Source organism: Bradyrhizobium sp. AUGA SZCCT0105 (assembly GCF_018129565.1).
Lineage (GTDB): Bacteria > Pseudomonadota > Alphaproteobacteria > Rhizobiales > Xanthobacteraceae > Bradyrhizobium.
On record NZ_JAFCMK010000007.1, the window covers coordinates 422132 to 445699 of the forward strand.

Annotated in this window: 19 protein-coding genes; 11 read left to right on the top strand and 8 right to left on the bottom strand. The window is 60.8% G+C overall.

Going from position 1 to position 23568, the window contains the following annotated elements:
• Positions 1–264 precede the first annotated feature (264 nt).
• On the top strand, positions 265–783 hold the full coding sequence (locus JQ573_RS30910; protein ID WP_223806705.1) for a tetratricopeptide repeat protein: 519 nt from the start codon (positions 265–267) through the stop codon (positions 781–783).
• A 31-nt stretch (positions 784–814) separates the two neighbouring features.
• Here the strand turns inward: JQ573_RS30910 and JQ573_RS30915 are convergent, their stop codons facing one another.
• Entirely contained in the window at positions 815–2161 is a 1347-nt protein-coding gene (locus tag JQ573_RS30915) for a HAMP domain-containing sensor histidine kinase (protein ID WP_006022561.1), read from the bottom strand.
• A complete protein-coding gene (locus JQ573_RS30920; protein ID WP_212312947.1) occupies positions 2161–2814 on the bottom strand; it encodes a response regulator transcription factor in 654 nt (217 codons plus the stop codon). The genes JQ573_RS30915 and JQ573_RS30920 overlap by 1 nt, the downstream gene beginning before the upstream one ends.
• Before the next feature lie 119 nt (positions 2815–2933).
• Between JQ573_RS30920 and JQ573_RS30925 the strand changes: the two genes are divergently transcribed.
• The 3 genes from JQ573_RS30925 (at position 2934) to JQ573_RS30935 (ending at position 8729) form a co-directional block, all read left to right on the top strand.
• Positions 2934–4208 (top strand): TolC family protein, encoded by a 1275-nt coding sequence (locus JQ573_RS30925; RefSeq protein WP_006022563.1) that lies wholly within the window; start codon positions 2934–2936, stop codon positions 4206–4208.
• Complete coding sequence (locus JQ573_RS30930; protein WP_006022564.1) at positions 4205–7435, top strand: efflux RND transporter permease subunit; 3231 nt, start codon at positions 4205–4207, stop codon at positions 7433–7435. Before JQ573_RS30925 ends, JQ573_RS30930 begins: the two co-directional genes overlap by 4 nt.
• A 598-nt stretch (positions 7436–8033) precedes the next feature.
• Positions 8034–8729, top strand: coding sequence for a VIT family protein (locus tag JQ573_RS30935; RefSeq protein ID WP_006022566.1), 696 nt, complete (start codon positions 8034–8036; stop codon positions 8727–8729).
• Positions 8730–9277: 548 nt separating this feature from the next.
• On the opposite strand, the gene JQ573_RS40955 is transcribed toward JQ573_RS30935, so the two are convergent.
• Positions 9278–9523: a PilZ domain-containing protein gene (locus JQ573_RS40955; RefSeq protein WP_080655009.1), complete on the bottom strand. Its 246-nt coding sequence runs from the start codon at positions 9521–9523 to the stop codon at positions 9278–9280.
• A 145-nt stretch (positions 9524–9668) separates the two neighbouring features.
• On the bottom strand, positions 9669–10145 hold the full coding sequence (locus tag JQ573_RS30945; RefSeq protein WP_124810153.1) for a hypothetical protein: 477 nt from the start codon (positions 10143–10145) through the stop codon (positions 9669–9671).
• Positions 10146–10514: 369 nt separating this feature from the next.
• Between JQ573_RS30945 and JQ573_RS30950 the strand changes: the two genes are divergently transcribed.
• The 7 genes from JQ573_RS30950 to JQ573_RS30980 all read left to right on the top strand — a co-directional run bounded on the left by JQ573_RS30950 (position 10515) and on the right by JQ573_RS30980 (position 20394).
• Complete coding sequence (locus tag JQ573_RS30950; RefSeq protein WP_006022569.1) at positions 10515–10811, top strand: hypothetical protein; 297 nt, start codon at positions 10515–10517, stop codon at positions 10809–10811.
• A gap of 303 nt (positions 10812–11114) precedes the next feature.
• Positions 11115–13829 (top strand): magnesium-translocating P-type ATPase, encoded by a 2715-nt coding sequence (mgtA, locus tag JQ573_RS30955; protein WP_006022571.1) that lies wholly within the window; start codon positions 11115–11117, stop codon positions 13827–13829.
• Between the two features lie 561 nt (positions 13830–14390).
• Complete coding sequence (locus tag JQ573_RS30960; protein WP_006022572.1) at positions 14391–16550, top strand: carbohydrate porin; 2160 nt, start codon at positions 14391–14393, stop codon at positions 16548–16550.
• An 87-nt stretch (positions 16551–16637) separates the two neighbouring features.
• Positions 16638–17336, top strand: a complete 699-nt coding sequence (locus JQ573_RS30965; protein ID WP_006022573.1) for an MgtC/SapB family protein — start codon at positions 16638–16640, stop codon at positions 17334–17336.
• A gap of 90 nt (positions 17337–17426) precedes the next feature.
• Positions 17427–18491 (top strand): sensor histidine kinase, encoded by a 1065-nt coding sequence (locus JQ573_RS30970; protein WP_006022574.1) that lies wholly within the window; start codon positions 17427–17429, stop codon positions 18489–18491.
• Positions 18491–19123, top strand: a complete 633-nt coding sequence (locus JQ573_RS30975; RefSeq protein WP_006022575.1) for a response regulator transcription factor — start codon at positions 18491–18493, stop codon at positions 19121–19123. Before JQ573_RS30970 ends, JQ573_RS30975 begins: the two co-directional genes overlap by 1 nt.
• Before the next feature lie 311 nt (positions 19124–19434).
• Positions 19435–20394, top strand: a complete 960-nt coding sequence (locus JQ573_RS30980) for a LysR family transcriptional regulator (RefSeq protein ID WP_024343196.1) — start codon at positions 19435–19437, stop codon at positions 20392–20394.
• Here the strand turns inward: JQ573_RS30980 and JQ573_RS30985 are convergent.
• From JQ573_RS30985 to trbF, 4 genes are read right to left on the bottom strand one after another with little or no spacing between them, the layout of a single operon-like run.
• Positions 20327–20566 carry a DUF2274 domain-containing protein gene (locus JQ573_RS30985; protein ID WP_006022577.1) on the bottom strand — a complete coding sequence of 80 codons (240 nt, stop codon included), beginning with the start codon at positions 20564–20566 and terminating at the stop codon, positions 20327–20329. The two genes, JQ573_RS30980 and JQ573_RS30985, sit on opposite strands and share 68 nt — an antisense overlap.
• Before the next feature lies 1 nt (position 20567).
• Entirely contained in the window at positions 20568–21824 is a 1257-nt protein-coding gene (locus JQ573_RS30990; protein WP_006022578.1) for a TrbI/VirB10 family protein, read from the bottom strand.
• The gene (gene trbG, locus JQ573_RS30995; protein ID WP_006022579.1) at positions 21821–22888 is read right to left on the bottom strand and encodes a P-type conjugative transfer protein TrbG; all 1068 of its coding nucleotides are present in this window, start codon (positions 22886–22888) and stop codon (positions 21821–21823) included. The genes JQ573_RS30990 and trbG overlap by 4 nt, the downstream gene beginning before the upstream one ends.
• Complete coding sequence (gene trbF, locus JQ573_RS31000) at positions 22885–23568, bottom strand: conjugal transfer protein TrbF (protein ID WP_006022580.1); 684 nt, start codon at positions 23566–23568, stop codon at positions 22885–22887. Before trbF ends, trbG begins: the two co-directional genes overlap by 4 nt.

Below are 23568 nucleotides of genomic sequence, written 5' to 3' on the forward strand. Positions count from 1 at the left end.
TCAAACGTCGATTGTCAGGGAAAATTCAGACAGGATTGTTAGAGAACAAACTGGGAATAATATAATGCACGTACTTGAGGCTACTCTTTGCTCATTTGCATTACGCCGCTGTATACGAGAACACGAACTGCATCGATCCTAGCGCGAACCACCCGCTGGAAGCGTTGTGCTCTTACGTTATTGAGCACAACGATATTTATTGCGTACTTTGCAATTAACTCGTCGCCCACATCAGCTTTGAGCGACGAGGATTGGGACTCGTGCGTGCATGCGGCCGAAATCGTACCCGATCGCTCGATCCGGGGATGCACAGCGGTTATCCAGGCAGGCGAGCGGATGATCACCCAGTTGGCGGCGGCTTATAACAATCGCGGTGTCGCGCTGCGGTCGAGTGGAGATATCGACCGTGCCATGGAGGATTACGATCGAGCACTTCGTTTGTCCCCCGACTACTATGTCGCGCTCAACAACCGAGGCGTTGCTTTAATGAGCAAGGGAGAGCTTGATCGCGCGATTTCTGATTTCGATCGCGCCGTACAACTGAGGACTGACTACCTCGGTGCCTATTATAATCGCGGGAAGGCACTCGGGCGTAAAGGACTCTTTGATCGTGCCATCGCGGATTATGATCTGGTCATCAAGGCTGATCCGAAGAATCCGACCTTCTTGTTCGAACGCGGAACGATGAAAGCGAACGCTGGAGATCAGAGCGGCGCGGATGCTGATTTCGAGCGCGCCGAATCGCTCAGGTCGAATGGTGCGCGGACGACGCGGCCACGATGAAACTCGCCCAACCTAGACGCCGTTGAACTTGTCAGGCTGATGGGAGCCGCAACTCCGCGTGAAGGCCTCCATTTCTGCCATTGGATAGTTCGACAGAGCCGCCGTGCAGTGTGGCGAGATCGCGGACGATTGCGAGTCCGAGCCCGCTTCCCGGTTTGGCCTCGTCGAGCCGCTCGCCTGGGGCGAACGCGCGGTTTAGTGCATCAGCCGGGATGCCTGGCCCGTCATCAACGATCGTAATAAGGAGCTGCCCCGTCGGGGTATCGCGCGTAGCCTTGATCGAGACAACACCACGAGCCCACTTGCAGGCATTATCGACCAGGTTGGCGACCATCTCGTCAAGGTCGTTGGGATCGACGGCGGCAAGCAATTCCGTCTCGGCTGTATGGACGATCGTCAGCTCACGATGAGCATAGAGCCGCCGCATCGCCGCGGCTATTGATGCGAAGGCAGGTTCGACCTGCGTGATGACGCCAGGCAGGCCGGCGTTGGCTGCGGCACGGGCTCGGGCAAGCTGGAAATCAATCTGGCGCTGCATCCGCCCTGTTTGCTGAGTCAGGACCGCGGCGCCCTCGGTATCACCTCTCGCGAGCAGCCGGCGCGCTTCGTCCGTCAGCACGGCCAATGGTGTCTTCAGGCCATGCGCGAGATTGCCCGCCTGCGTGCGGGCGCGGCGAACCATCTGGGTATTGGCGTCGATCAGAGCGTTGAGATCATCGACCAGCGGCCGAACTTCGGACGGGAAGTCACCAGGCAGGGTTTCTGCTTTGCCCGCGCGAATGTCGCCCAGCGCGTCGCGCAGACGGCGCATGGGACGCAGACCAAACCAGGCCTGCAACGTGCCGGCCCCAATTAGGGCTATTGCCAGTGTGCCGAGTGACAGGGCCAGCGCCTGATTAAAATGTCTCAGTACATCATCGACGATCCGCTGGTCGGCGCCAATTTGAAGCACGTAACCGTTTTCAGCGGTCTGCCACGGTCGCTCATATGCGATCATCGGCTCACCAGCCGGGCCAGCTTCGACTGAGCGAGTAAGCTGCCGATCCGCCCCCCGCGCGGGTGGCGGAAAACGCCGTTGCGGTTCGAGGGAGGCTGATTGTAGGACGATGCCGTTGCGATCGCTCACCTGCCAGTAATAGCCAGTCCCGGGCTGCGCGAAGCGCGGATCACTGAGCCTTTGTGCCAGAGCGACATGTCCGTCGGCCGTGCGGGCCAACAGACCTTCGAGCTCGTCGAGATGACCGATCAGCTCGGCATTGACAAGCTCCGTGACGTGCGCCCGGAACAGCGCGGAAATCGAAACGCCAGCGACAGCGATACCTGTCACGGTCGTGAGAATAACGCCAACCAGCAGCCGGGCGCGCAGACTTCTGACCATCAGCCGAACCTGTAGCCCAGACCGCGCAGGGTCCTCATGGTATCGCGGCCGATTTTGCGTCGCAGCCGACCGACATAGACCTCGATCGTATTCGAGCTGCGTTCCTCATTCAGGCCGTAGAGATGGTCGAGCAACTCGGCTTGCGTCACGACGCGGCCGACGCGATGCAGGAAGAGGTGGAGCAGGCGAAATTCCTGTGCCGTCAATTCGATCGGCTGGCCCGCAACATTGGCGGTGCCGGCAACGGGGTCAAGCACGATATCTCCGTGGCGCAATTCGGAGGTGGCTTGGCCCGCGACGCGCCGCATCAGCGCGCGCAGGCGAGCTGCGACTTCGTCGACGTGAAACGGCTTCGCCACATAGTCATCAGCCCCTGCATTGAGACCTTCCACCTTCTCAGTCCAGCTGCTGCGCGCCGTCAGGATCAGGACCGGTGTGGCGGCCCCGGTACGTCGCAACCTCCGTAAGACCTCGATGCCTGACAGGCCGGGTAAACCGAGATCGAGAACGATCGCGTCGAATTCTTCTTGCAGCGCGAAGGAAAGGGCGTGCTCACCATCTTCCACATGCTCAACGACAAAGCCAAAGCTGGCCAACCCTTCCTTCAGGCGGGCGCCAATGTCCTGATCGTCTTCGACAAGAAGAATGCGAATGGTCATGTCTCCTGATTGCTGCAGTCCGATACTGGATCAACCTGCATTTACGCTGACAGCTTGTGTTCAGACTAGCGTGGCAATCAGGCGTCTAGAAGTCAGTGTTGAGACTCGTGCCAATGTTAAAATTGCTCCTGATAATCGTTCGCATATCAACAATTATCTTGGTGACCCCAGCCTTCGCTCAGCAGGCCGCCGTGCTGTCGATTGATGCACTTGCCAATTCCGTCGTGGCAAGTAACCCCGAACGACGCTTTTATTTCCAGCAGATCGGGCTTGCAGGTGTTGAGCGCGACGCGGCTGATCGCCTGCCGGACCCTGAAGCTGCATTCGAGTTAGGCGAACGCCGGATGGCCGACGGCCTGACAGGTGCACCGAAAGGCGCCGGGCCGACATATGGCTTGTCGATTATGCAGCCGCTCGACTTTGCCGGACGCGGGGCGCTCCGTCGCGCCATCGCCGAGCATCAGATCGCGCTGGCGCGGCTCGGTCTTGCGCAATTCGACGCAACGCTCGCAAGCCGGGCACGCTCTTTGGGATATGCCTTGTTCGCGGCCGAGCGGAAAGCCGCCGCGGCACGCGACGTTGCCGCGCGGATGCGCGAGCTTGCACGCGTTGTGGAGCAGCGGGATCCGGCGGGCATCGCCACCACGCTGGACACGGCCATTCTGGATGCGGGTGCCATCACGGCGGAGCGAAATGCCGCGATGGCTGATTCCGAGACCAGCACGATCGTCTACGAACTGAATCAACTTCGCGGCGCGCCGCTCAAAGCGCGGCTCCGCATTGCTCCGCCCGATATCACGCTGCCCGGCCTTCCGTCGGTCGAGCGCATGGCGCAACAAGCTGGCATCAACAATTTCGAGATTCAGTCGCTGCGCGCGCAATTGCAGCAGCAAGGGTTGCGCGTTGACCTCGCACAAGCAGCGCGTGTGCCGAACGTCTCAGTCGGTCCCTACTTCAATCGCGCGAAGTCAGACAGCCGCGAGACCAATTTCGGCATACGGCTGACGACGACGTTGCCGCTTTGGAATAGCCAGGCTGCTGGCCTCGCACAGGAGTTGAGCCGTCAATCCCAGGGCGATGCGGCCCTGCTCGCCGCCAACCGACGGATCGCGAGGCAGGTTTACGAACAGGCAGCCTACTACGAGGCGAAGCGTCGAGCCCTTGCGGGCTGGCCAGCCGGGGCCACCGAGAAATTTGCGGCCGCAGCTACCGCCGCCGCCGATAGTTATCGCCAGGGAGCGATCCCGATCGCAACTTACGTCGAGATGCAGCGCCAGTATCTGGACGCGCTGTCGGCTCTGCTCGACACGCGACGTGAGGCTATGGAAGCGATGCTTCAACTTCGGGCGCTCAATGGCGGCCGCAGCTTCGACGGCGTGTCCCGATGACGCGGCGGATTCTGGAATGGACAACCGGTCGACCAGCCACGGTGATGATCATCGCTTTGCTGATCGCTGGTCTTGGAATCTGGTCTTTCGTGAATCTGCAAATCGATGTCATTCCCGACATCACAGGCGTGCAGGTGCAGATCAACACGACTGTTCCTGCCCTGGCGCCAGAGGAAATCGAGCGTCTTGTGACGCTGCCCATCGAGCGCAGCATGGGTGGTCAGCCGGGCCTGCGGGAAATGCGATCGCTCACCAAGACCGGACTGTCACAGGTCACGCTCATCTATCAGGACGGCACGGACCAGCTTCGCGCACGCCAATTCGTCAACGAGCGGCTTTCCGCAGTGCGCGACATGCTGCCAGCCGGATCATCGCCGCGCCTCGCTCCGATCACCACCGGGCTTGGCGAAATCTGGTACTACACACTCGAATGGGCGCAACCGCCGTCCGATTTGGACGAGCGGCAACAACTGATGGAGTTGTTCGAGGCTCAGGAATATATCGTGCGCCCGATGCTGCGCGCGATCGAGGGGGTCGCCGACGTCAATTCCAACGGCGGCCTCGAACGTCAGTTTGTCATCGAGCCTGATCTGAAGAAGCTCACGACAGCGGGCATCACGCCGAGCGAGCTTGCCCAGGCTGTTGGCGCCAACGTCGCCAATGCCGGCGGCGGGACCATCACCAAGAACGGCCAACGCTTCACCGTCCGAACCGAAGCGCGTGTCACGACGGCGGAGATGATCCGCGCATTACCCGTGAAATTCGCAGGTGGCGTGCGGCCGCTGACTGTAGCGGATCTGGCGACCGTGACCATCGGCCATGCTCCACGCGATGGCGCCGCGACCACCAACGGCAAGGAAACCGTGCTCGGCACAGTGATGATGCTGGTCGGGCAGAACAGCCGGGACGTTGCCCGGCGCGTCGATGCGCAATTGCCGAACCTGCGCGCCGCGCTGCCCAAAGGCATGATCCTTCAGGTTCAGTACGATCGTTCAGAATTGGTGGATCGCACCATCGCGACGGTCGAGCGCAACCTTGGCGAGGGAGCGTTGCTGGTCGCCGTCGTATTGCTGATCGTGGTCGGCAACTGGCGCGCGGCATTTATCGTCGCGTCGGTCATCCCGCTGGCCTTTCTCATGATGATCTCGGGCATGCATGCGCTCGGTATATCGGGCAATCTGATGAGCCTCGGCGCGCTCGACTTCGGCCTGGTCGTAGATGGCGCGATCGTCGTCGTGGAAAACACATTGCGTCTGATGGGCGAGGCACAGCGCCTCAAGGGGCGCGAGCTGACGGCCGATGAACGCCGTCGCATCGTCATCAACGCTGCGGGGGGCGTGGCGCGGCCCGTGTTCTTCGGCATGGCCATCATCGCGCTGGTTTATGTGCCGGTACTCAGCCTGGGCGGCGTCGAGGGGAAGCTGTTTCAGCCGATGGCGCAAGCCGTGATGCTGGCGCTGGCAGCGGCGCTGATCGTTACCTTTACGCTAGTGCCGGCGCTGTGCGCCCGGCTGCTACGAGGCGAGAAGGTGCGTCAGCCGAGCGTCAGTGAAAAGGAAGATTCTCTCCCGGAGATAACCGCCGACAACCACATCACGCATAACGGTGGCTTCGCCGGCCTCGTGATCCGGGGCTACCGTCCCGTCCTGGACTTCGCCCTCCGTCATCCCGCTGCCCTTCTCGTTCCATCGGCAGTCCTGTTGGCCGTGGCATTGAGGATATTCCTGACCCTTGGCTCGCAGTTTACGCCACGCCTCGATGAGGGCTCCATCACGGCGATGGTCTACAAGCCCGTGGGGATGTCGCTCGACCGTAGCCTTGAGATCGAGCAGCAAACCGAGCGTGAAATTTTGCGTCGCTTTCCGCAAGTGACCCGAACCTTCTCCCGCATCGGCACCAGCGCGGTTGCGACCGACCCGATGCCGCCGAATGAGAACGACCTCTACATCTTCTACAAGCCGCTCGACCAATGGCCGCAAGGTCCGGACATGCCGCGCAACAAGAGCGAGCTGGTTGCGGCGATCGAAAAGGCTGCCACTGCGCTGGCGCCGGAGCAGTCATTCCTTTTCGCGCAGCCTATCGAGATGCGCTTCAACGAAATGTTGGAGGGCACGCGGGCGGATCTGTCGGTCAAGATATTCGGAGACGACTACGACGTGCTTGAGCGGCTCGCCGCGCAGGCGCGAGAGGAATTGCAAGGCGTGCCCGGCACCGCCAATGCCGCATTCGAAGCGGCCAGCCGCACCCACAGTGTGGTGGTCGAGATCAATCACGACGCGATGGTGCGGTTGGGGCTGGGAACCGCCGAGGTCAACCGTGCCATTGCGTCAGCGATCGGTGGGGACGAGGTCGGCTTCATCGCGGACGGAGAGCATCGACACGCGATCGTCGTTCGTATGCCCGAGTCCTTACGCGCGGACACAAAATCGATCCTCTCCCTTCCATTGCGCGTCGGCGCGTCCGGCCTTGTGCCGCTGGACCGCGTTGCAAGTCTGCGCGAGATGAGAACGGTCGAACCGATCCTGCACGACAATGGTAAGCGCCGCGCCGCCTTGATGGTCAATCTCAACACCAGCGACATCGAAGGTTATGTGACCGCAGCGCGTGCACGCCTCGACGGCAAGCTTGCGCTGCCTGAATCCTATCGCATCGAGTTCGGAGGCCAGTTCCGTCAGCTAGAAGCGGCCCGAGCCCGTCTGATGATCGTCGTGCCGGCGGCGCTGCTGATGATCTTCTTGCTCGTTTATTCGGCGTTGGGGAGCGTCCGTCATGCCGCCGTCGTCTATACCGGTATTCCGTTTGCGATCACCGGTGGCGTGCTGGCACTCTGGCTACGTGACATGCCATTCTCGATCACCGCCGCGATCGGCTTTATCGCGGTCTCCGGCATCGCGATGCTGAATGGTCTCGTTCTGATCGATCATATCAATGCGTTGCGGCGGAAGCTGCCTGTTATCGAGGCAGTCCGGCAAGCCGCCACGGATCGGCTCCGTCCGGTATTGTCGACCGCCATGGTCGCGGGAATCGGCTTCGTACCGATGGCGATTTCACAGGGCGCGGGAGCGGAGGTGCAACGACCGCTCGCCACTGTCGTCATCGGCGGCGTCCTGTCGTCCACCGTTCTGACGCTGCTGCTGTTGCCGGCGATCTACCGATGGATGGAGCGCCGCTCCGCAGCCGTCGTCGAACGAGAGAAACAGCCGTTGGAAGTGGAGGTTTCAGCATGAAAAGATCGAATCGGCTCCGTGACGTGGCAATCTTAGCCGCTATGACGTCACTTTTCTTTGTCTCGCCGGCCCTCTCGCTCGCAAGTTCTCCTGTCCATGACAATCAACCCAGTCCTTTCTACGTGCAAAACCTGCCGGCGGAAGTGCGGGCAGGCCTTCAAAAATACAGGAAGGTATGTGGCGATGAATTGACAACAACGCGTGGCTTCAGCCGCTTCATTGACGTTGGGAACGTTCGTCTCATCGCTCTTCATCTTCATGAACTCAGATGTGGCGACCGCCTTACGTTTTGTAGCAGCGGAAAATGCCTCCATCAGGTCTACATGTCGCACCACGGACGATATCATCTGGTGATGAGTGTCAGGGCAAATGAAGTCACGTTGAGAGGCCTGGACAACACTCCGGCGATTGAAGTTGAATGCGGCTTTGGACTACAGCGTATGTGGCGATGGAACGGTAGGCGTTTCATCGGAAGATAGCATCATTGATCAGCCTGACCGGCCAAGTTTCCAGATCGATCTCGAAGGCAAGGCGCCTTTTCCTATGTGCTCAGCGCCGCGTTACAAAGCCTTAGAAATGTAATTCAGGACCATGTTCCATGCGAGCCCTTCATAAAGAGAACCATCTGATCGAACGAATAGGTTGGCTTCGCGCAGCGGTGCTAGGCGCCAATGACGGGCTGATTTCAACATCGAGTCTGATCGTCGGTGTTGCCGCCGCGACCGCCGCTTCCCACGAAATTCTGGTTGCTGGCGTAGCGGGGCTCGTCGCCGGAGCAATGTCGATGGCTGCAGGCGAATATGTGTCGGTCAGTTCCCAGGCCGATACGGAAGAAGCCGACATGGCGCGTGAGCGCCGCGAACTTGCCACGCAACCTGAAGCGGAGCTGGCCGAACTCGCCGCGATCTACGAGCAGCGTGGTGTAACGCCCGAACTGGCGCGACAGGTCGCCGAGCAGATGATGGCAAAGGACGCCTTCGGGGCCCATGCGCGGGATGAACTCGGACTGACCAGTCATGTGATGGCGAAGCCAGTTCAAGCGGCTTTCACTTCGGCGGTCACCTTCGCATCTGGCGCGACTTTGCCGCTGGCCGTCGCTCTCCTGTCGCCGGCCTGGACCGCCACCTGGACCGTCTCCATTGCCTGCCTCATCGGACTTGGCGTTCTCGGAGCGATCGGCGCTCGCGCTGGCGGCGCCAGCATATGGAAACCCACTCTTCGGGTCGTGTTTTGGGGAGCAGTCGCCATGGCCTCAACTGCGACCATTGGTGCCCTCATCGGTCGAGCCGTCTAGTTCGCGGAGCTCTCTATTTTTTAATCGATTTTGCACTCGATATTTGCATCGCTGCAGAATGGGATTTTCTGCGATGTATTCCAGCGGTACCCAATCACACATGCCGCGGACTTCAGGACTAGGAGAGAGCCACTGCGTACGCGGCCCAGATTTGGAAAGAGCTAGTCATTTCCTCATAGACCCGGGAGAAGCAAAATACCGGATACCTTGTACTTGGTCCGATATCAGCTCCGCGTTCGGTTCGGCGCACCCGTTTGGGTGGGGCTATTGGCGGCAGCCGGCGAACGCTGAAAGATGAGAGGATCACGATGCCCCAAAATAAATTAATCGCAGATTCAATCACATATGCGTTCGCACTTTTATCCAGTACGGCGCGCCATTCTCCTTGTGAGATTGGCTCTTTCCCCCACACATTGTCCTTGTTATTTCTGTAGCCTGCCGTCCGGCCATATCAGCCGTCACGCCTGCAGCGCCGTGCGCGCGGCCAGTATCTCGGGCCAGCGCCTTTACACTCGCCCTTGAAAGTGAAGGCGCGTTCTAGCTTTGTGTCAATCGAACGCCACGCCGATGCGCGTAGCGCTCCGCCAGACTATTCGACACTGTGAGCAAGCGCCGCCAGGTTCTATTTTCAGCTCGAAGGCATCCGGAATGTTCAGGGCAGCAGGAACTTCGAGGCAGGCGCCTGTGTCCGACAAGTTTCGGACGACGCAACTTATCACGGACGATCGCTGATTGAGAATGATCTTCCCCGTCAACAGCGTGCGGCGACGGCGAGTGGTGCGACGCTCCGTCATAACCAATACCAAACGACGCCGCAGGCGGTTGTCGCTGCCCCGCGTCTCGCCTCGACGGCCACCTTCGCGATTCCCGTATCGCGTGGCAGGTTATTGGCGAGTATTTTGAAGACGAGAGCCCCCGGCATAGCGCACTCGCAATACTTCAACGTAGAAACACCATCCGCGCGGTTTGGCCGAGCAGGACAAAGGCCAAAGATTCGTCCCAGTAGCTCAAGACTCCCAATCTGAATCGTTGGTGGTTCATGAGGGCCAAGGCACAGCTGATAGCCGCGCTCATAAACAGCATCATCGTAAGCGCTTTCCCGAATCCCCAGGGCAGCGGGCTTTGAGCACCGGCAAAGATCAGCACGATCAAAAGTTTGAGAGAAAGGCGACGGAGCACAAAGCGCGAGTCCGACGTCATTTTCGGCTCGGCTGCATAACGACGTCGTATCCGCGAAGAGGCAGTACGAAAGAGACACTGCGATAAACGCAATGTCGGTCGGGCAAAGGCATCCAAGCCCGTGCGGCGAAACCGAAACGCCGCTTTCAGAAAGGTTAAGGACAACGAATAAAGCAATCGCCGAAGACGAGGGCTTCGCGCGACGATGCGCTCGACAAGAACCATATCGATACCCACACTAGACCTCGGATCGAAATAAATCAGAGCGATCACATCGCTAGTGAAGTCGACGCGCCCGTGTCCGGTGAGTCTAAGCGGCTTGATATTGCGCAGGTAGTTATCGCCGAAGACCTTACAATATACGATGGTATATCCCGGATATTGTTTTGTATATCGGATCAACCCCGCAAGACACTGTCACTCAAGGAATGACGGTGATATCCAGCCAATGTCATCTAGCGGCTCCAACCCGCTGCCGACGCATGAGGATCAACGAGCAATGCCAAGCGACAGTAGTCGAGCAAGCGTGCCGCTCAGGTCGTTCTCGCGAGTCTGAATCATCAGTCTCGCCTGTGACGGCCGAGCGGCTCGTCACGGAGGTGAGACATGACTCTCCAATTTTTTACTCTGCCGGCTTCGCTCCGCGTTTCGCGGATCGCCTCGCCGAAACGCAATCCCGCATTCGCCGACCCGCGATGCGAGCGTGACCGTCCTTTCACGAAGTCTCCCCGCACGAACCGGACTCGACTGGTCGCGGCGTGGCGTGTCAATGGCGAGACCGGTCGGCTCGAATGCATCTGGATGCTTGACGCCGAACCAGACACGGGCGGCGGGTTGCGCCGATTGATCGAGCGCGCCGGACTCCTTCTTGCAGTTTACCAGCATGGTCGCTTTGCGGCGTGAGGCGTGTGATGCATTCCCTCACGCTGCATAAGGCCAGCACGGCGATGGTTCTGGTGTCCGCCGGCCTGGACGGGCTTCACCCCCGCCGGGGCGGCAATCCGTACTCGCGCAGAATCGCACGGTCGCGCGAAGGTGCGGACCCTCCCTGGTGAAGAGCGGCTGCGCTGCTCAAGCGCGGTCCGAATGCCGAGCGTCGTGAAGATGCATCGGTTTCATTATCCCCTCAGCCGACCAAGACCCCAAGCGCCGAAGACCGTGCCGAGAGGCGCATGGTCTCGGCGCTTGCGGCAGGAGATTCATCCAATGAATGCCCCCATCCTCAAGGCGGCTCTCAAGCCGCGCGGAAAAGACGAACGCAAGCTGTCGATGAAGGCGGTCCGTGAAGCCCAGAATGGGTTGGATGACACCTTCGAAAACGTCAAAGGCGACCGCAACGGCCTGATTGCCCGAGATGCGATCGAACGGCTGGCAAAAGACGGCCCCAATGAGGTTGCGCAAGAGCGACGCCTGCCAGCGGTTGTTCAGTTTTTTGGCGCTTTCAAGAATCCGTTCATTGCAGTGCTGCTGATCCTGGCTGGGATCAGCGCTGTAACGGACATCTGGCTTCGGCTTCAACATGGCGAGGATGCGGATCCGACAAAAGTCACCATCATCATCGTGATGGTGCTTGCCAGCGCCTTGATGCGCTTCGTTCAGGAGTACCGATCGAGCGCTGCGGCCGAAGCTCTGAAGGCGATGGTCCGCACGACGGCGACGGTTCTTCGTCGAGGATCGGCAACGTCAAATCCCGAAGCATTCGAAATCCCGATGCGAGAGATCGTCGCCGGCGACATCGTGCGTCTTTCAGCAGGGGATATGATCCCGGCAGACGTGAGGCTGATCGAATCCCGCGATCTGTTTGTGAGCCAGGCAGTGCTCACCGGTGAGGCCATCCCTGTTGAGAAGTATGACACGCTCGGGTCTGTCGCCGAGAAGTCCGCGGCGAGCGTAGCGTCCAGCGAAATGAACGCGCTCGACATGCCCAACGTCTGCTTCATGGGCACCAACGTCGTGAGCGGCACGGCGACCGCGCTTGTCGTTGCCACGGGTGCTCGCACCTATTTCGGATCGTTAGCCAAGGCGATCGTCGGATCGCGCGCTCAAACGGCGTTCGATCGCGGCATCAACAGTGTGAGCTGGCTGCTCATCCGCTTCATGCTCGTCATGGTTCCTGTCGTCTTTGTCATCAACGGCCTGACCAAAGGCGACTGGGTGGAAGCGCTGTTGTTCGGCCTTGCCGTCGCCGTCGGACTTACCCCCGAAATGCTGCCGATGATCGTTTCCTCGAACCTCGCGAAGGGCGCCGTAGCGATGGCGCGGCGCAAAGTCGTCGTGAAGCGACTCAACGCCATTCAGAACTTCGGCGCGATGGATGTTCTCTGCACGGACAAGACCGGCACGCTGACTCAGGACAAGATCATTCTGGAGCACCACGTCGACGTTACCGGGCAACCCAACGCTGACGTTCTCCGGTTGGGCTGGTTGAACAGCTACCACCAGAGCGGCGTGAAGAACCTGATGGATCAGGCCGTCGTGCGATTCGCCGGGGCGGAGCCAGCCATCACGAACACGGCCGCGAGCTACCGAAAAGTCGATGAACTTCCGTTCGACTTTGTGCGCCGCCGACTCTCAGTGGTCGTCGAGGGCGAGGACGGAGATCACTTGCTCATCTGCAAGGGCGCGGTTGAGGAGATGCTGTCGATCTCTACGCACGTCAGAAGAGGCAAAGATCTGATCCGCCTTGGTGACGTTGAGCGCAAGAATCTGGCTGCGATGGCTCGGGCGTACAACGAGGACGGATTCCGTGTGCTGGTCGTCGCCACCCGAGGGTTTGTGGCGTCCGAGGCCAAGACGCATTATGCCATCGCGGACGAAGCCGATCTCACGATTCAGGGGTTCCTTACTTTTCTCGACCCGCCAAAGGAGACGGCTGGACCAGCAATCGCTGCGCTCGCGGAGCATGGCGTCAAGGTCAAGGTTCTTACGGGCGACAATGCGGTCGTGAGTGCCAAGATCTGCCGTGAAGTAGGACTTGAACCGGGCCAAGCCGTACTCGGGCGCGACATAGAAAAATTGGACGACACCGCGCTTCGCGTTTTGGTCGAGGAGCGGACGATCTTCGCGAAGCTCACTCCGCTCCAGAAGTCGCGTGTATTGCAGGCGCTTCAGGCTAACGGTCATACCGTCGGATTTCTCGGTGACGGCATCAATGACGCCCCGGCGCTGCGCGATGCCGATGTCGGCATTTCCGTCGATAGCGGCGCCGATATTGCGAAGGAGTCGGCCGATATCATCCTGCTCGAGAAGAGCCTGATGGTTCTTGAGGAGGGTGTGCTGAAGGGGCGCGAAACCTTCGGCAACATCATGAAATACCTCAACATGACCGCCAGCTCGAACTTCGGAAACGTGTTTTCAGTGCTGGTGGCGAGCGCATTCATTCCGTTCCTGCCGATGCTGTCGATCCATTTGCTCGTGCAAAACCTGATGTACGACATTTCCCAATTGGCGCTGCCTTGGGATCACATGGACAAGGAGTTTCTCAGCAAACCGCGGAAGTGGGATGCCAAGAATATCGGTCGTTTCATGATCTGGATCGGGCCGACGTCCTCGATCTTCGACATCACGACGTTCGCTCTGATGTGGTTCGTCTTTGCCGCCAATAGCCCGGAGCATCAATCGCTCTTTCAGTCGGGCTGGTTCATCGAGGGCCTGCTTTCTCAAACGCTCGTGGTCCATATGCTGCGTACCCAGAAGATTCCCTTCGTCAACAGCACAGCGGCTTTGCCGGTCTTGCTGATGTCGAGCGTCATCTGCGTACTGGGGATCTATTTGCCGTTCTCTCCGCTGGGAGCAGCCATCGGATTGCAGCCCCTGCCTATCGCCTACTTCCCGTGGCTGGCCGGAACGCTGCTCTGCTACTGCCTCGTCGCTCAACTGATGAAGACCGTCTACATCCGCCGGTTCGGACAATGGTTCTGACGGCCAAGCGCATGAGAGGTCCTGATCATGTCCACATCACCGTTGATCCTGAGATTTGCGCCGCCGCAGGCTGGAGACTGCCCGCGACAAGGGCCGCCACCGCCGAGGCGACAAGCGCCGCGTCCGCCCCACAATCGCGAGCCGGGCGATGCCAGGTCGTCGCTTCGGAATCGGTTGGACAGACGTTTGTGTTGGGCTTTGGCGGTTTTGGCGATGTTCGTGACGCATGCGGCCGTTCACCTTGCTCGTCGCCGTCTGCTGGACGGTTTCAAGCTCAGATTCCTGCTGCGTTGCGGCGCACGGTTGAACAGAGCGGCGATATCGCGAATGCGGCGTTGCCGCTGGTGAGCCACACAAGCGCAAAACGATCGCTTGCATGGAACCAAAGTACGAGGCCCGGACCTGAACCGGACTTCGATCAGCAAGGAGCTTCAAATGGACGACCCATCTAGTCGCGGCGCGACCAACAACTCGCGCCGCTTGAATTCACGAGAAAACTAGGAGGGCAGCTCGCGGCTATTGGCGCCGGGCGCTCTCGCAACCCGACGCCAGGAGTAGCCCATGACTTATTTTACGACCCACGGACTTCCCAATTTCACTATCACCACCGGACTGAAGGTTTTCAGGCGTCGTCGGGTTCTTTTTTGCCGACTGATGGTGATCGCTTTCTACTTGCTGGCGCTCGGTCTTGTAGCGGTTCTTCAGGTAACCAAAGCGCACGCGCAAGAACTTCAAACGACTCCCGGCCATCCGGATGCGGCACGGCTCAACACTAGTGGACCGCAACCCATCCTGGCGATGCCAACGAAGGCACCGGGGGCCTCGCGTGACAATAAGGTGGAATCGGGCGGGCCCGACTGGTCGGGCGTCTATTTTGGCGGACACACCGGTTTCGGGGCTGGCAGCCTTGGCCCGGGAACGAACCCCGTCTTGAATCAGTCCGTTGGCCTGCCGCCTACGGTGACAGGAATGATCGGCGGCTTTCAGGGAGGCTACAACTTTCAGGCCAGCGATCGTTGGGTGCTCGGCGCGGAAGCCGATGTCACTTTTGTGAGCCCGCCCGATGAGACGCGACGGATACCGGCTCCCTTCAACACATCCCTGGATGTCGTGGGGACGGTGCGTGGCAGGATCGGCTATGCTTTTGGCCCATTCCTCCCCTATGCAACGGGAGGCCTCGCTTGGACACGAACGAACGTCGACATCAATGGCGATGACGGCAGCGTTTTGTCAAAACTGGGGCGCTGGCACGCTGGGTGGACGGCAGGCGCAGGTGTCGAAATGGCCTTGGGCGGACCATGGACGGCACGCGTCCAGTACGACTACCTCGATCTGGCTTCCTCGACCTATCGACTCGATGGTGCCGGACTGCGCGATGTGTCCGTCCGCCCCCGAACCCAGAGGTTCACGCTTGGCCTGAACTACCGACTGGGCGATGTGGCCTCGACACTCCCAAGACCACCGGCAACTGTCGAAATGTCGCCGGACTGGAATATTCATGGCCAGACCACATTCATCGCCCAAGGCTATCCCGCGATTCGTTCCCCCTACGCTTCCAGCGCCAGCCTGCCCGGTGGTGGGCAAGTTCGTGAGACGTGGACCGCGGACGCATTTCTTGGCGTGAGGCTTTGGGACGGTGGTGCGTTCTATTTCAATCCCGAGCTAGCCCAAGGCTTCGGGCTGAACGGGACGCTCGGACTCGCAGGCTTTCCAAATGGAGAAGCGCAAAAAGGCGGCGCTGAATTTCCGAAATTTCGGCCACAGCGCTACTATCTTCAGCAGACATTCGGTCTTGGTGGCGAGCAGGAGGATGTCGCAGACGGCCCCCTGCAACTGGCGGGGCGACGCGATATCGATCGCGTCACTGTCACGGTTGGTCGTTTCGCGGTTGGCGATTTCTTCGACGCGAATGCCTATGCCAAGGATCCGCGCGCGGATTTCATGAATTGGGCAATCTGGTCGTCGGGGGCCTATGACTTCCCCGCCGACCTTCCCGGCATGACGCGCGGTGCGGTCATCGAGCTGAATCGTAAGGATTGGGCTGTGCGAGCCGGGGCCTTCCAAGTGCCCAGGGAGCCGAACAGTGATGTTTTGGTCTTCAATGGGGGCGGCGGTGGCGCCGTCGAGTTCGAGGAACGGCACAGCCTGTTCGGGCAGCCGGGTAAGGTTCGGATCGGCGCTTTCATCAACCGTGGTTACACCGGCGCGTATCGCGACGCTATCAACCTCGCGCAAGCGAGCCCTCAAACAGATATCAACGATGCGATGACGGCCCTGCGCCGCAATCAGAATAAGTATGGCTTTTATGGAAATATCGAACAGGCTTTGACAGCTGACCTCGGGCTTTTCGCCCGTGCAAGCTGGAACGACGGCCGCACCGAAATCCTCTCCTTCACGGACATCGACCGCAGCATTTCCGGTGGTTTCTCCCTAAAGGGTTCTGCATGGGGACGGCCTGCGGACACGATCGGAGTCGGTGCTGCGGTCAACGGCCTCTCGAGTGCACATCGTAACTTCCTCGCCGCCGGAGGCACGGGGTTGCTGATCGGTGATGGGAGACTGCGCTACGGCCACGAGTCGATCGTCGAGGCGTATTACGCCTTGCGGGTCAACGGCTGGAGCACCGTCACCTTCGACTATCAGTTTGTTGCAAACCCCGCCTACAACGCCGACCGCGGACCAGCCTCGATTCTGTCGCTTCGCGCCCACGCCGAATTCTGACAGCGAGTGGAGTGGCAATTCCAGCAATAGCGCGGGCTTGCGCCTCGGGAGGGCGCGACCGACGCAACGAGATGGGAACACATTCAGATGGATTGGCAAAGCCTTGGCCACACCGCACTCACGCTCGGGGGCGCATTCCTTCTTGGCGGCTTGATCGGCTTCGAACGGCAATGGCGCCAGCGCCTGGCCGGGCTGCGAACCAATACCCTCGTCGCGCTCGGCGCGGCCATCTTCGTCCTCTTTGCCGGGCTGTTCCCCGGCGAGGCGAGCCCGACGCGCGTTGCGGCCCAGATTGTTTCCGGCATCGGCTTTATGGGCGCCGGCATCATCTTCAAGGAAGGGTTGAATGTGCGCGGGCTCAACACCGCCGCGACGCTGTGGTGCTCCGCCGCGATCGGCGCGCTGTGTGGGGCCGGATTTTTCTTTCATGCATTGATTGCGACGACGTTCGTCATCGCCGTCAACGCAGTTCTGCGCCCGCTCGTGCGCCTCGTTGAGCGCCAGTCATTCGCCGCAAGCCCGTTGGACAGCGCATATGCGATCAGCATCATCTGCCATGGAGAGGCTGAGGCGCATGTTCGGGCGCTTCTTCTTCGCGATCTCGCCGGTGCGCTGCACATCCGCGACCTCGAAAGCACGAATATCGAGGACACAAACCGAGTCCAGGTGAGCGCGACAGTGCGAGCCGACACTCGGCAGGATCGCCTTTTGGAACAGATTATCGGTCGTCTCAGTCTGGAGCCGCTGGTAACATCTGCTCGGTGGCGGTTCGAGCCAGGCGAGTGACCGAGAAGCAATAGTTATCTAGGTACACGGCGGAGTAGATTCTCCAGGGAAGAATATTGAAAGTAGGTAAGTTGATCGAGAAGGTGAACAATGCTCAAGATCGCCAATGATATACGTCCCGGATCGGCGCTGACGTTGATCGCGATGGGCGTTGCGATGGCCGGCATTTTTATCGCCGATACGGTCACGGACTACGCCATCGCAGCGGCCGTATTCTACACAGCGGTCATTCTCGTTGCGACACGCATCTTGTCTGGCACGGCTGTAGTGGCCCTCGCTTGCATTTGTGTCGCGCTGACCCTGATCAGTTTTTTCTTGACCCACTCCGGTGCGTATGAGGTCGGCATCGTCAATACCGGGATTAGTATCGTTGCGATCGGCGTTACAACCTATCTCAGTTTAAGGATGGTGGCTGCGAAGGCCGAGGCGCTGGAGGCGCGCGATCGGCTTTTGCGAATTGCGCGGGTCACGACGCTCGGTCAACTGTCGGCGTCGATCGCGCACGAAGTCAACCAGCCCCTGGCTGCCGTCGTCGCCAGCGGCGGCGCGTGCACCCGATGGCTTGCCCAGGAGCCGCCAAATCTCGACAAGGCCCGCCTCGCGCTCGACCGCATCGTCAGCGATGCCAACCGGGCAAGCCAGGTCATCGCGCGCATTCGCGCCCTTTCGAAGGGCGAGGCGCCGCGCCGACAACCATTCGACCTCAGGGAAGCTGTCATGGAAATCGCGACCTTGTCGCGCGGCGAGATCGAGCGTGGCGGCGTCGCCTTGCAACTGGACCTGCATGACGGCCTACCTCGCGTTTTTGCCGATCGGGTCCAGATCCAGCAGGTCATCAGCAATCTCGTCCTCAATGCGACCGAGGCGATGTCGGACCGCGCATTGCCCGAGCGTCGTCTGCGAATTGCCGCCTCGCAGGATGGACGGGATGCGATCGTTCTCGCGGTGGCCGATTCCGGCACCGGTCTGGCGCCGGGAGCTCGTGAGCACCTCTTTGACGCCTTCTGGACGACGAAAGAGGGAGGCATGGGTCTTGGCCTTACCATCAGTCAGACGATCGTTGAAGCGAATGGCGGACAGATTTCCGCGGCTCCAGTCCCTGGAGGCGGGACCGTATTTGAGGTGCGCCTGCCGCGCCACATGGAGGCAGCCTGATGAAAAATGAACCGACGGCGGATTCGCGGCCGCAGCCCATCGTCTATGTCATCGATGACGATCGGTCCGTTCGCGCCGCGCTCGAAGATTTGCTCGCATCCGTTGGGCTACAGGTGCGCTCGTATAGCTCGGTTGCCGAATTTCTGGAAAGCTCCATGCCGGACGCGCCCGGCTGCCTGCTGCTCGATGTGAGAATGCCCGGACAAAGCGGGATCGATTTTCATCGGCAAATGCCTGAATACGGCATTCATCTGCCGACGATATTCATCACGGGACATGGGGACATCACGATGGGCGTGAACGCCATCAAGAATGGCGCCTTCGAGTTCTTGACCAAGCCGTTTCGCGACCAAGACCTGCTGGATGCTATCCAACAAGCGATCGAAAAAGACCGGCGAAGGCGCGAGAGCGAAGCGCGTTCGCTGGATTTGAATGCGCGTTGGGAGACATTGACGCCCGGCGAACGAGACGTTTTCAAGCTCGTTGTAAAGGGCCTCCTCAATAAACAAATCGCCGCCGACCTGAATGTTAGCGAGATCACGGTGAAGGTTCGCCGTAGCCATCTCATGCAGAAGATGCAGGCCAAGACGATTATTGACCTTGTTAGAATGTCGGACAGTTTGAGCGTTTGAATCTCGACTGAGAGGAGAGCCCCTGCACCGCGAACTGGTGCGCGATCTGCGCGGGCGTGCCACCCCCCCCCTTTCAGAACACGGTATATTTCGAAGATACGTTGGTATATCGAATCTATATAAGATCATCGGCCAATGAGCGTCTGTAGCCGTCTATTCTAGGGTGAGAATCGGGAGGTCTTGCCTTAGCTGCGGTCGGGGCGCGATGGTCGTGGTAGATGGTGCTTACAGAGCGATGCTCGCAACGAGCGGACGATGGACCGTCGCGAGGCCAGGAATCATTTCGAATAGATCTCGGTCGCAATTGACCGATGCTTGAATTCCGCCAGATCCGGTATTTTCTTGCGGCGGCCGAATATGGCAGCTTCCGAAAGGCGGCCTTGGCCTTGGGAATACAGGAATCGGCGATCAGCCGTCGCGTTCGCGATCTCGAAGACGAACTCGGCGCTTCCCTATTTCAGAGGCACAACGGCGGCGTCTGCCTGACGTTGGCAGGACAGCAGTTTGTGCGTCGAGCACGCAAAGCACTTCAACAGATCGACTGCGGCGCGAAGGATGTGGCCGCCATAGGTCGCTCCGAGCGGGGGCATATCAAGGTCGGCATCTTTTCGTCGCTCGCGTCTGGATTCCTGTCCGATCTGCTGGGAGCCTACGGCAAGGAGCATGCAAGTGTACGGGTCGAATTTTTTGACGGCGATCCTGCGGATCACGTTGCCTCGATCCGGCGACTTCAACTCGATGTGGCTTTTATCACGGGAACCACACAGTGGTCGGACTGTGAAACAGAGCAACTTTGGTCCGAGCGAGTATTCGCCGTACTTCCCAGCGATCATCCTCTCTCTGAGAAATCGGAGCTTGGCTGGCGTGATCTTGTGGACGAGAGATTCATTGTAAGTGACGGTGCCCCTGGATCGGAAATTCACGACTATTTGGTTCAACGCCTCGCCGATCTTGGGCGTCACCCAGAAATCGATACCCAATACGTCGGGAGGGACAATCTCCTGTCGCTTGTGGCGATCGGCCAAGGCGTCACGGTCATGAGCGAGGCCGGGACGGCGGCTCAGTTTCCGGGAACTGCCTATCGGCAGCTTGCCGGCGAGGTTCTGCCGTTCTGCGCGGTGTGGTCGCCGCGGAATGATAACCCGGCCTGGCGCCGCCTCCTCAGTCTTGCGCGTTCAATGTCGCGCTCGGCTGCCGCCACAATCATTCAGACGGTTTCGGCAGTTCTTTTGACTTCCTCGCTTTCGCAAATCCCCGATCCGTGGCTATGAACCGCTCCAGCATCGGAGCGATGAGGCGAACGGGATCGGCCGGCGGTTGCCTCGCTTCGCGGCCGAGAATTTCTGCGTAGGCCGTTAGGTCGCGATGCAGGCTTGCCGGTAACTCCACCGTGACCTTCACCGGTTTGTCGTCGACGATCGCTCCCAATTTCAGCTTGGTCATGTCAGCCTCCGTAGGGTTCGAGAACGAGATCGCGGGTGACGATGACGCGGACGGGCAAGCCTGGCCGGATGGTGAGGGTCGGTGCGATGTTGAGCTGGCGCTGGACGATCTGCTGGCCGGTTTGACTGACGCTATTGGAGGCACCCTGTCGCAGCGCCCGCACAATATCGCTGTCCTGGCCAGACGAGCCCGCCTCCGCACCGATGCTCAGAATCGTGGAAAGTGCAGCGGCCTTGAACAGTTCGCCCCAGTGATAGTCGACGCCATCCTCAAGGCCCGCATAGCCCTCGGCGTCCGCACCAGGCTGACGCTCCAGAACGATGGAGCGGCCATTGGGGAAGATCAGCCGGTTCCAGACGAGAAGTATGCGCCTCTGACCGAAGCCGACGCCACTGTCATACTGGCCGATAACGCGCGTGCCCTGTGGCACAAGCAGGATCTTGCCGGTCGGGCTGTCATAGATGTTCTCCGTCACCTGTGCGGTGATCTGACCCGGCAGGTCGGAGCGGATGCCGGTGATGAGCGCGGCCGCGATGACGGCGCCGGCCTGCAGGACGTTCTTCGACGCTGGCGCGGCAACGCGATCCGGCGAGACAGTGCGCTTGTCGGGCGTCTGATTGAGGAATGCGAGCTGACGATCCTGCGCGGAGGGTGTCGCTGGCTGCGGCGCAAGGCCGAGGCTGGCGAGATCGGCCGACGGCGTGGCGGTCGCAGTCGGCTGTGTCGAAGCTCCAGCCGTAGCGGGCCGAGTCTCGGTGGATGCGAACAGCCGTGCGGTCCGAGCCGCCTCCAGTTCCTGCGCCCGGCGCTGTTCCTCGGGGCTCGGTCCCGTCGGACCTGATGCCGGTGCGCCGATCGGCGGCACTGTGCCACCGTTCTGCGCGTTGAGGATCGGGCGACCGAGGTCGCCGGGCAGCGGCGGGCCGAGCTTCGGGACGCCGGAATAATCCTTCGGCAATCCAGCCAGACCGTCCGGTGTCGAGCGGTTGTCCGTAGAGTAAAGCTCCTGACCCTGGCCGCTGTGACGAGTCTGGAGCGCATAGATCAGCGCCCCACCGACACCGAGGCTTGCCGCAAGACCCAGACCGGCCAGCACCTTGCGGGACAGGCGGGTCACACGCGGCGGCTCGGCGCGCAGCCGCATGGTCGCGGCCGGCTCGCCGGTCAGCGGCCGAGCGTCGTCGTCGGTCGGCTGAGGCTGGGGCGCCGAACCGGGCGTCCGGCCTTCCTCCTTTTCGGGATCGCGTTCGTCGCTCACGATGCCGGCCTCCCGTCGGTGCGGGAGATGCGGACACGCTTCTGGTTCTTGCCCGCGCCGAACCGCAGTTCGGCGGCGGCGAACAGTCGATCGACGATCATGTAGTTGCCGCGCACGCGATAGTTCACCAGCTCGGAGGTGTCGCCCTCCGGTCCGACCACGAACAAGGGCGGCATCTCGCCCTGTCCGATGCCGCGGGGGAATTCGATGAACACCTGCTTGCCGTCATCGAAGGCGCGCAGCGGCCGCCACGGTGCGCGGTCGCCGGTCACCTCGTAGCGGAAATTGACACGGGCGAGATCGATGCCGCCCGACACCGGCTGCGCGGCCTCGGCTTGGCTGTTCTGGCGGCGCAGCGCGATGAGCTGGTCCTGCGGATATTGCCAAGACACCGATGCCATATAGGTCGATGGCGTCGCGCGCAGCTCCATGTGATAGGTGCGCCGGTCGGTGTTGATGACGAGATTGGTCATCAGCTCGGCCCGCGTTGGCTTCACGAGGATATGGACCTGCTTGGCCGCGCCAACGCCGCTCTCGGTATCGCCGATGATCCAGCGCACTGTGTCGCCAGCGGCGACAGGACCGGAGCCGACGAGCTGCTCGCCGGGCTGAAGCGCGATGTCGGTGATCTGCCCCGGCGAGGCGTAGACCTGATAGAGCGCGCCATCGACGAAGGGATAGACCTGCATCGAGTTGATGAAGCCGTTGCGGACGGGCTGGACGCGCGCTGCGGCATTGGCCTGGTTGACGCGCGCGGCGGGATCGGACGGTTCCGGCTCGGGCTTGCCGTCCTTGCCGATGGGCTTCAACTGACCAGGCAGCGGGAGCGGTTTGGGAAGCTCCACCACCCGGACGGGCGCTGGCGGATCGGAGGTCTGCACAGCCGGCACCGCATTGTCGTAGGAAATCTCCGGCGGCGGGGTGTGAGTGGCGCACCCTGCCAGCGCCGAACCGGCGAGCAAGATTCCCGGCAAAGCGGATTTGCGGAAAACCGGAACTACGTGGATGAGCAAAGCCGGGAGCCCTGCACTCCAAGGGGCGGCTTTGCGGAGTGCGGGCGTCATTGTCCAAGCTCCTTCGACCAGTTGATGGCGTTGATGTAGATTCCGAGTGGGTTCTTCCGCAGCGTGTCGGCGTCGCGTGGGGGCTGCACGACGACGGTGAGGATCGCGGACCAGCGTTCGGTGGAGGCCAGTGAGCCGTCCTGATAGCGTCGCTCGATCCAGGCGATGCGGAAGCTCGACGGCGAGGCGCGGATCACCGACGACACTTCGATCGCGATCTGCTGCTTGCCGACCTTGGTGAAGGGGTCGTTGGCGCGCGCATAATCGTTCAGCGCGAGCGCGCCACCCTGTGTCGTGAAGTCGTAGGCGCGCAGCCAGTTCTGCCGCACGATGATGGCGTCGGACGGGATCGAGCGGACCTGCTCGATGAAGCGCGCGAGGTAGAAGGCGATTTGCGGATCGTTTGGCTGATAGTCGGCGGTCGCCGGCGCGATCGCCTGCGCCTGGCCGAGCCGGTCGACCTGCACTACCCAAGGCACGATCGAGCCGTTGGCGGACTGCCAGACCAGCGCGGCCGAAAGGCCGCCCGCGAGGGCCAATGATCCGAAGGCCATGTAGCGCCAGTTACGGGCCTGCACGCGGGCGGAGCCGATGCGATCGTCCCAGACCTGAGCGGCGCGCTGATAGGGAGTCTCGGGCTGAGGGGCTTTGCCGTAGTGGGTGGATGGTCGCTTGAACAT

What these genes read in the sequence shown, in the direction of transcription:
- JQ573_RS30915 (WP_006022561.1), bottom strand. Translation starts at nt 2,161, where the DNA reads ATGGTCAGAAGTCTGCGCGCCCGGCTGCTGGTTGGCGTTATTCTCACG.
- JQ573_RS30925 (WP_006022563.1), top strand. Translation starts at nt 2,934, where the DNA reads ATGTTAAAATTGCTCCTGATAATCGTTCGCATATCAACAATTATCTTG.
- JQ573_RS30930 (WP_006022564.1), top strand. Translation starts at nt 4,205, where the DNA reads ATGACGCGGCGGATTCTGGAATGGACAACCGGTCGACCAGCCACGGTG.
- JQ573_RS30935 (WP_006022566.1), top strand. Translation starts at nt 8,034, where the DNA reads ATGCGAGCCCTTCATAAAGAGAACCATCTGATCGAACGAATAGGTTGG.
- JQ573_RS40955 (WP_080655009.1), bottom strand. Translation starts at nt 9,523, where the DNA reads ATGACGGAGCGTCGCACCACTCGCCGTCGCCGCACGCTGTTGACGGGG.
- JQ573_RS30950 (WP_006022569.1), top strand. Translation starts at nt 10,515, where the DNA reads ATGACTCTCCAATTTTTTACTCTGCCGGCTTCGCTCCGCGTTTCGCGG.
- mgtA (WP_006022571.1), top strand. Translation starts at nt 11,115, where the DNA reads ATGAATGCCCCCATCCTCAAGGCGGCTCTCAAGCCGCGCGGAAAAGAC.
- JQ573_RS30960 (WP_006022572.1), top strand. Translation starts at nt 14,391, where the DNA reads ATGACTTATTTTACGACCCACGGACTTCCCAATTTCACTATCACCACC.
- JQ573_RS30965 (WP_006022573.1), top strand. Translation starts at nt 16,638, where the DNA reads ATGGATTGGCAAAGCCTTGGCCACACCGCACTCACGCTCGGGGGCGCA.
- JQ573_RS30970 (WP_006022574.1), top strand. Translation starts at nt 17,427, where the DNA reads ATGCTCAAGATCGCCAATGATATACGTCCCGGATCGGCGCTGACGTTG.
- JQ573_RS30975 (WP_006022575.1), top strand. Translation starts at nt 18,491, where the DNA reads ATGAAAAATGAACCGACGGCGGATTCGCGGCCGCAGCCCATCGTCTAT.
- JQ573_RS30980 (WP_024343196.1), top strand. Translation starts at nt 19,435, where the DNA reads ATGCTTGAATTCCGCCAGATCCGGTATTTTCTTGCGGCGGCCGAATAT.
- JQ573_RS30985 (WP_006022577.1), bottom strand. Translation starts at nt 20,566, where the DNA reads ATGACCAAGCTGAAATTGGGAGCGATCGTCGACGACAAACCGGTGAAG.
- trbG (WP_006022579.1), bottom strand. Translation starts at nt 22,888, where the DNA reads ATGACGCCCGCACTCCGCAAAGCCGCCCCTTGGAGTGCAGGGCTCCCG.
- trbF (WP_006022580.1), bottom strand. Translation starts at nt 23,568, where the DNA reads ATGTTCAAGCGACCATCCACCCACTACGGCAAAGCCCCTCAGCCCGAG.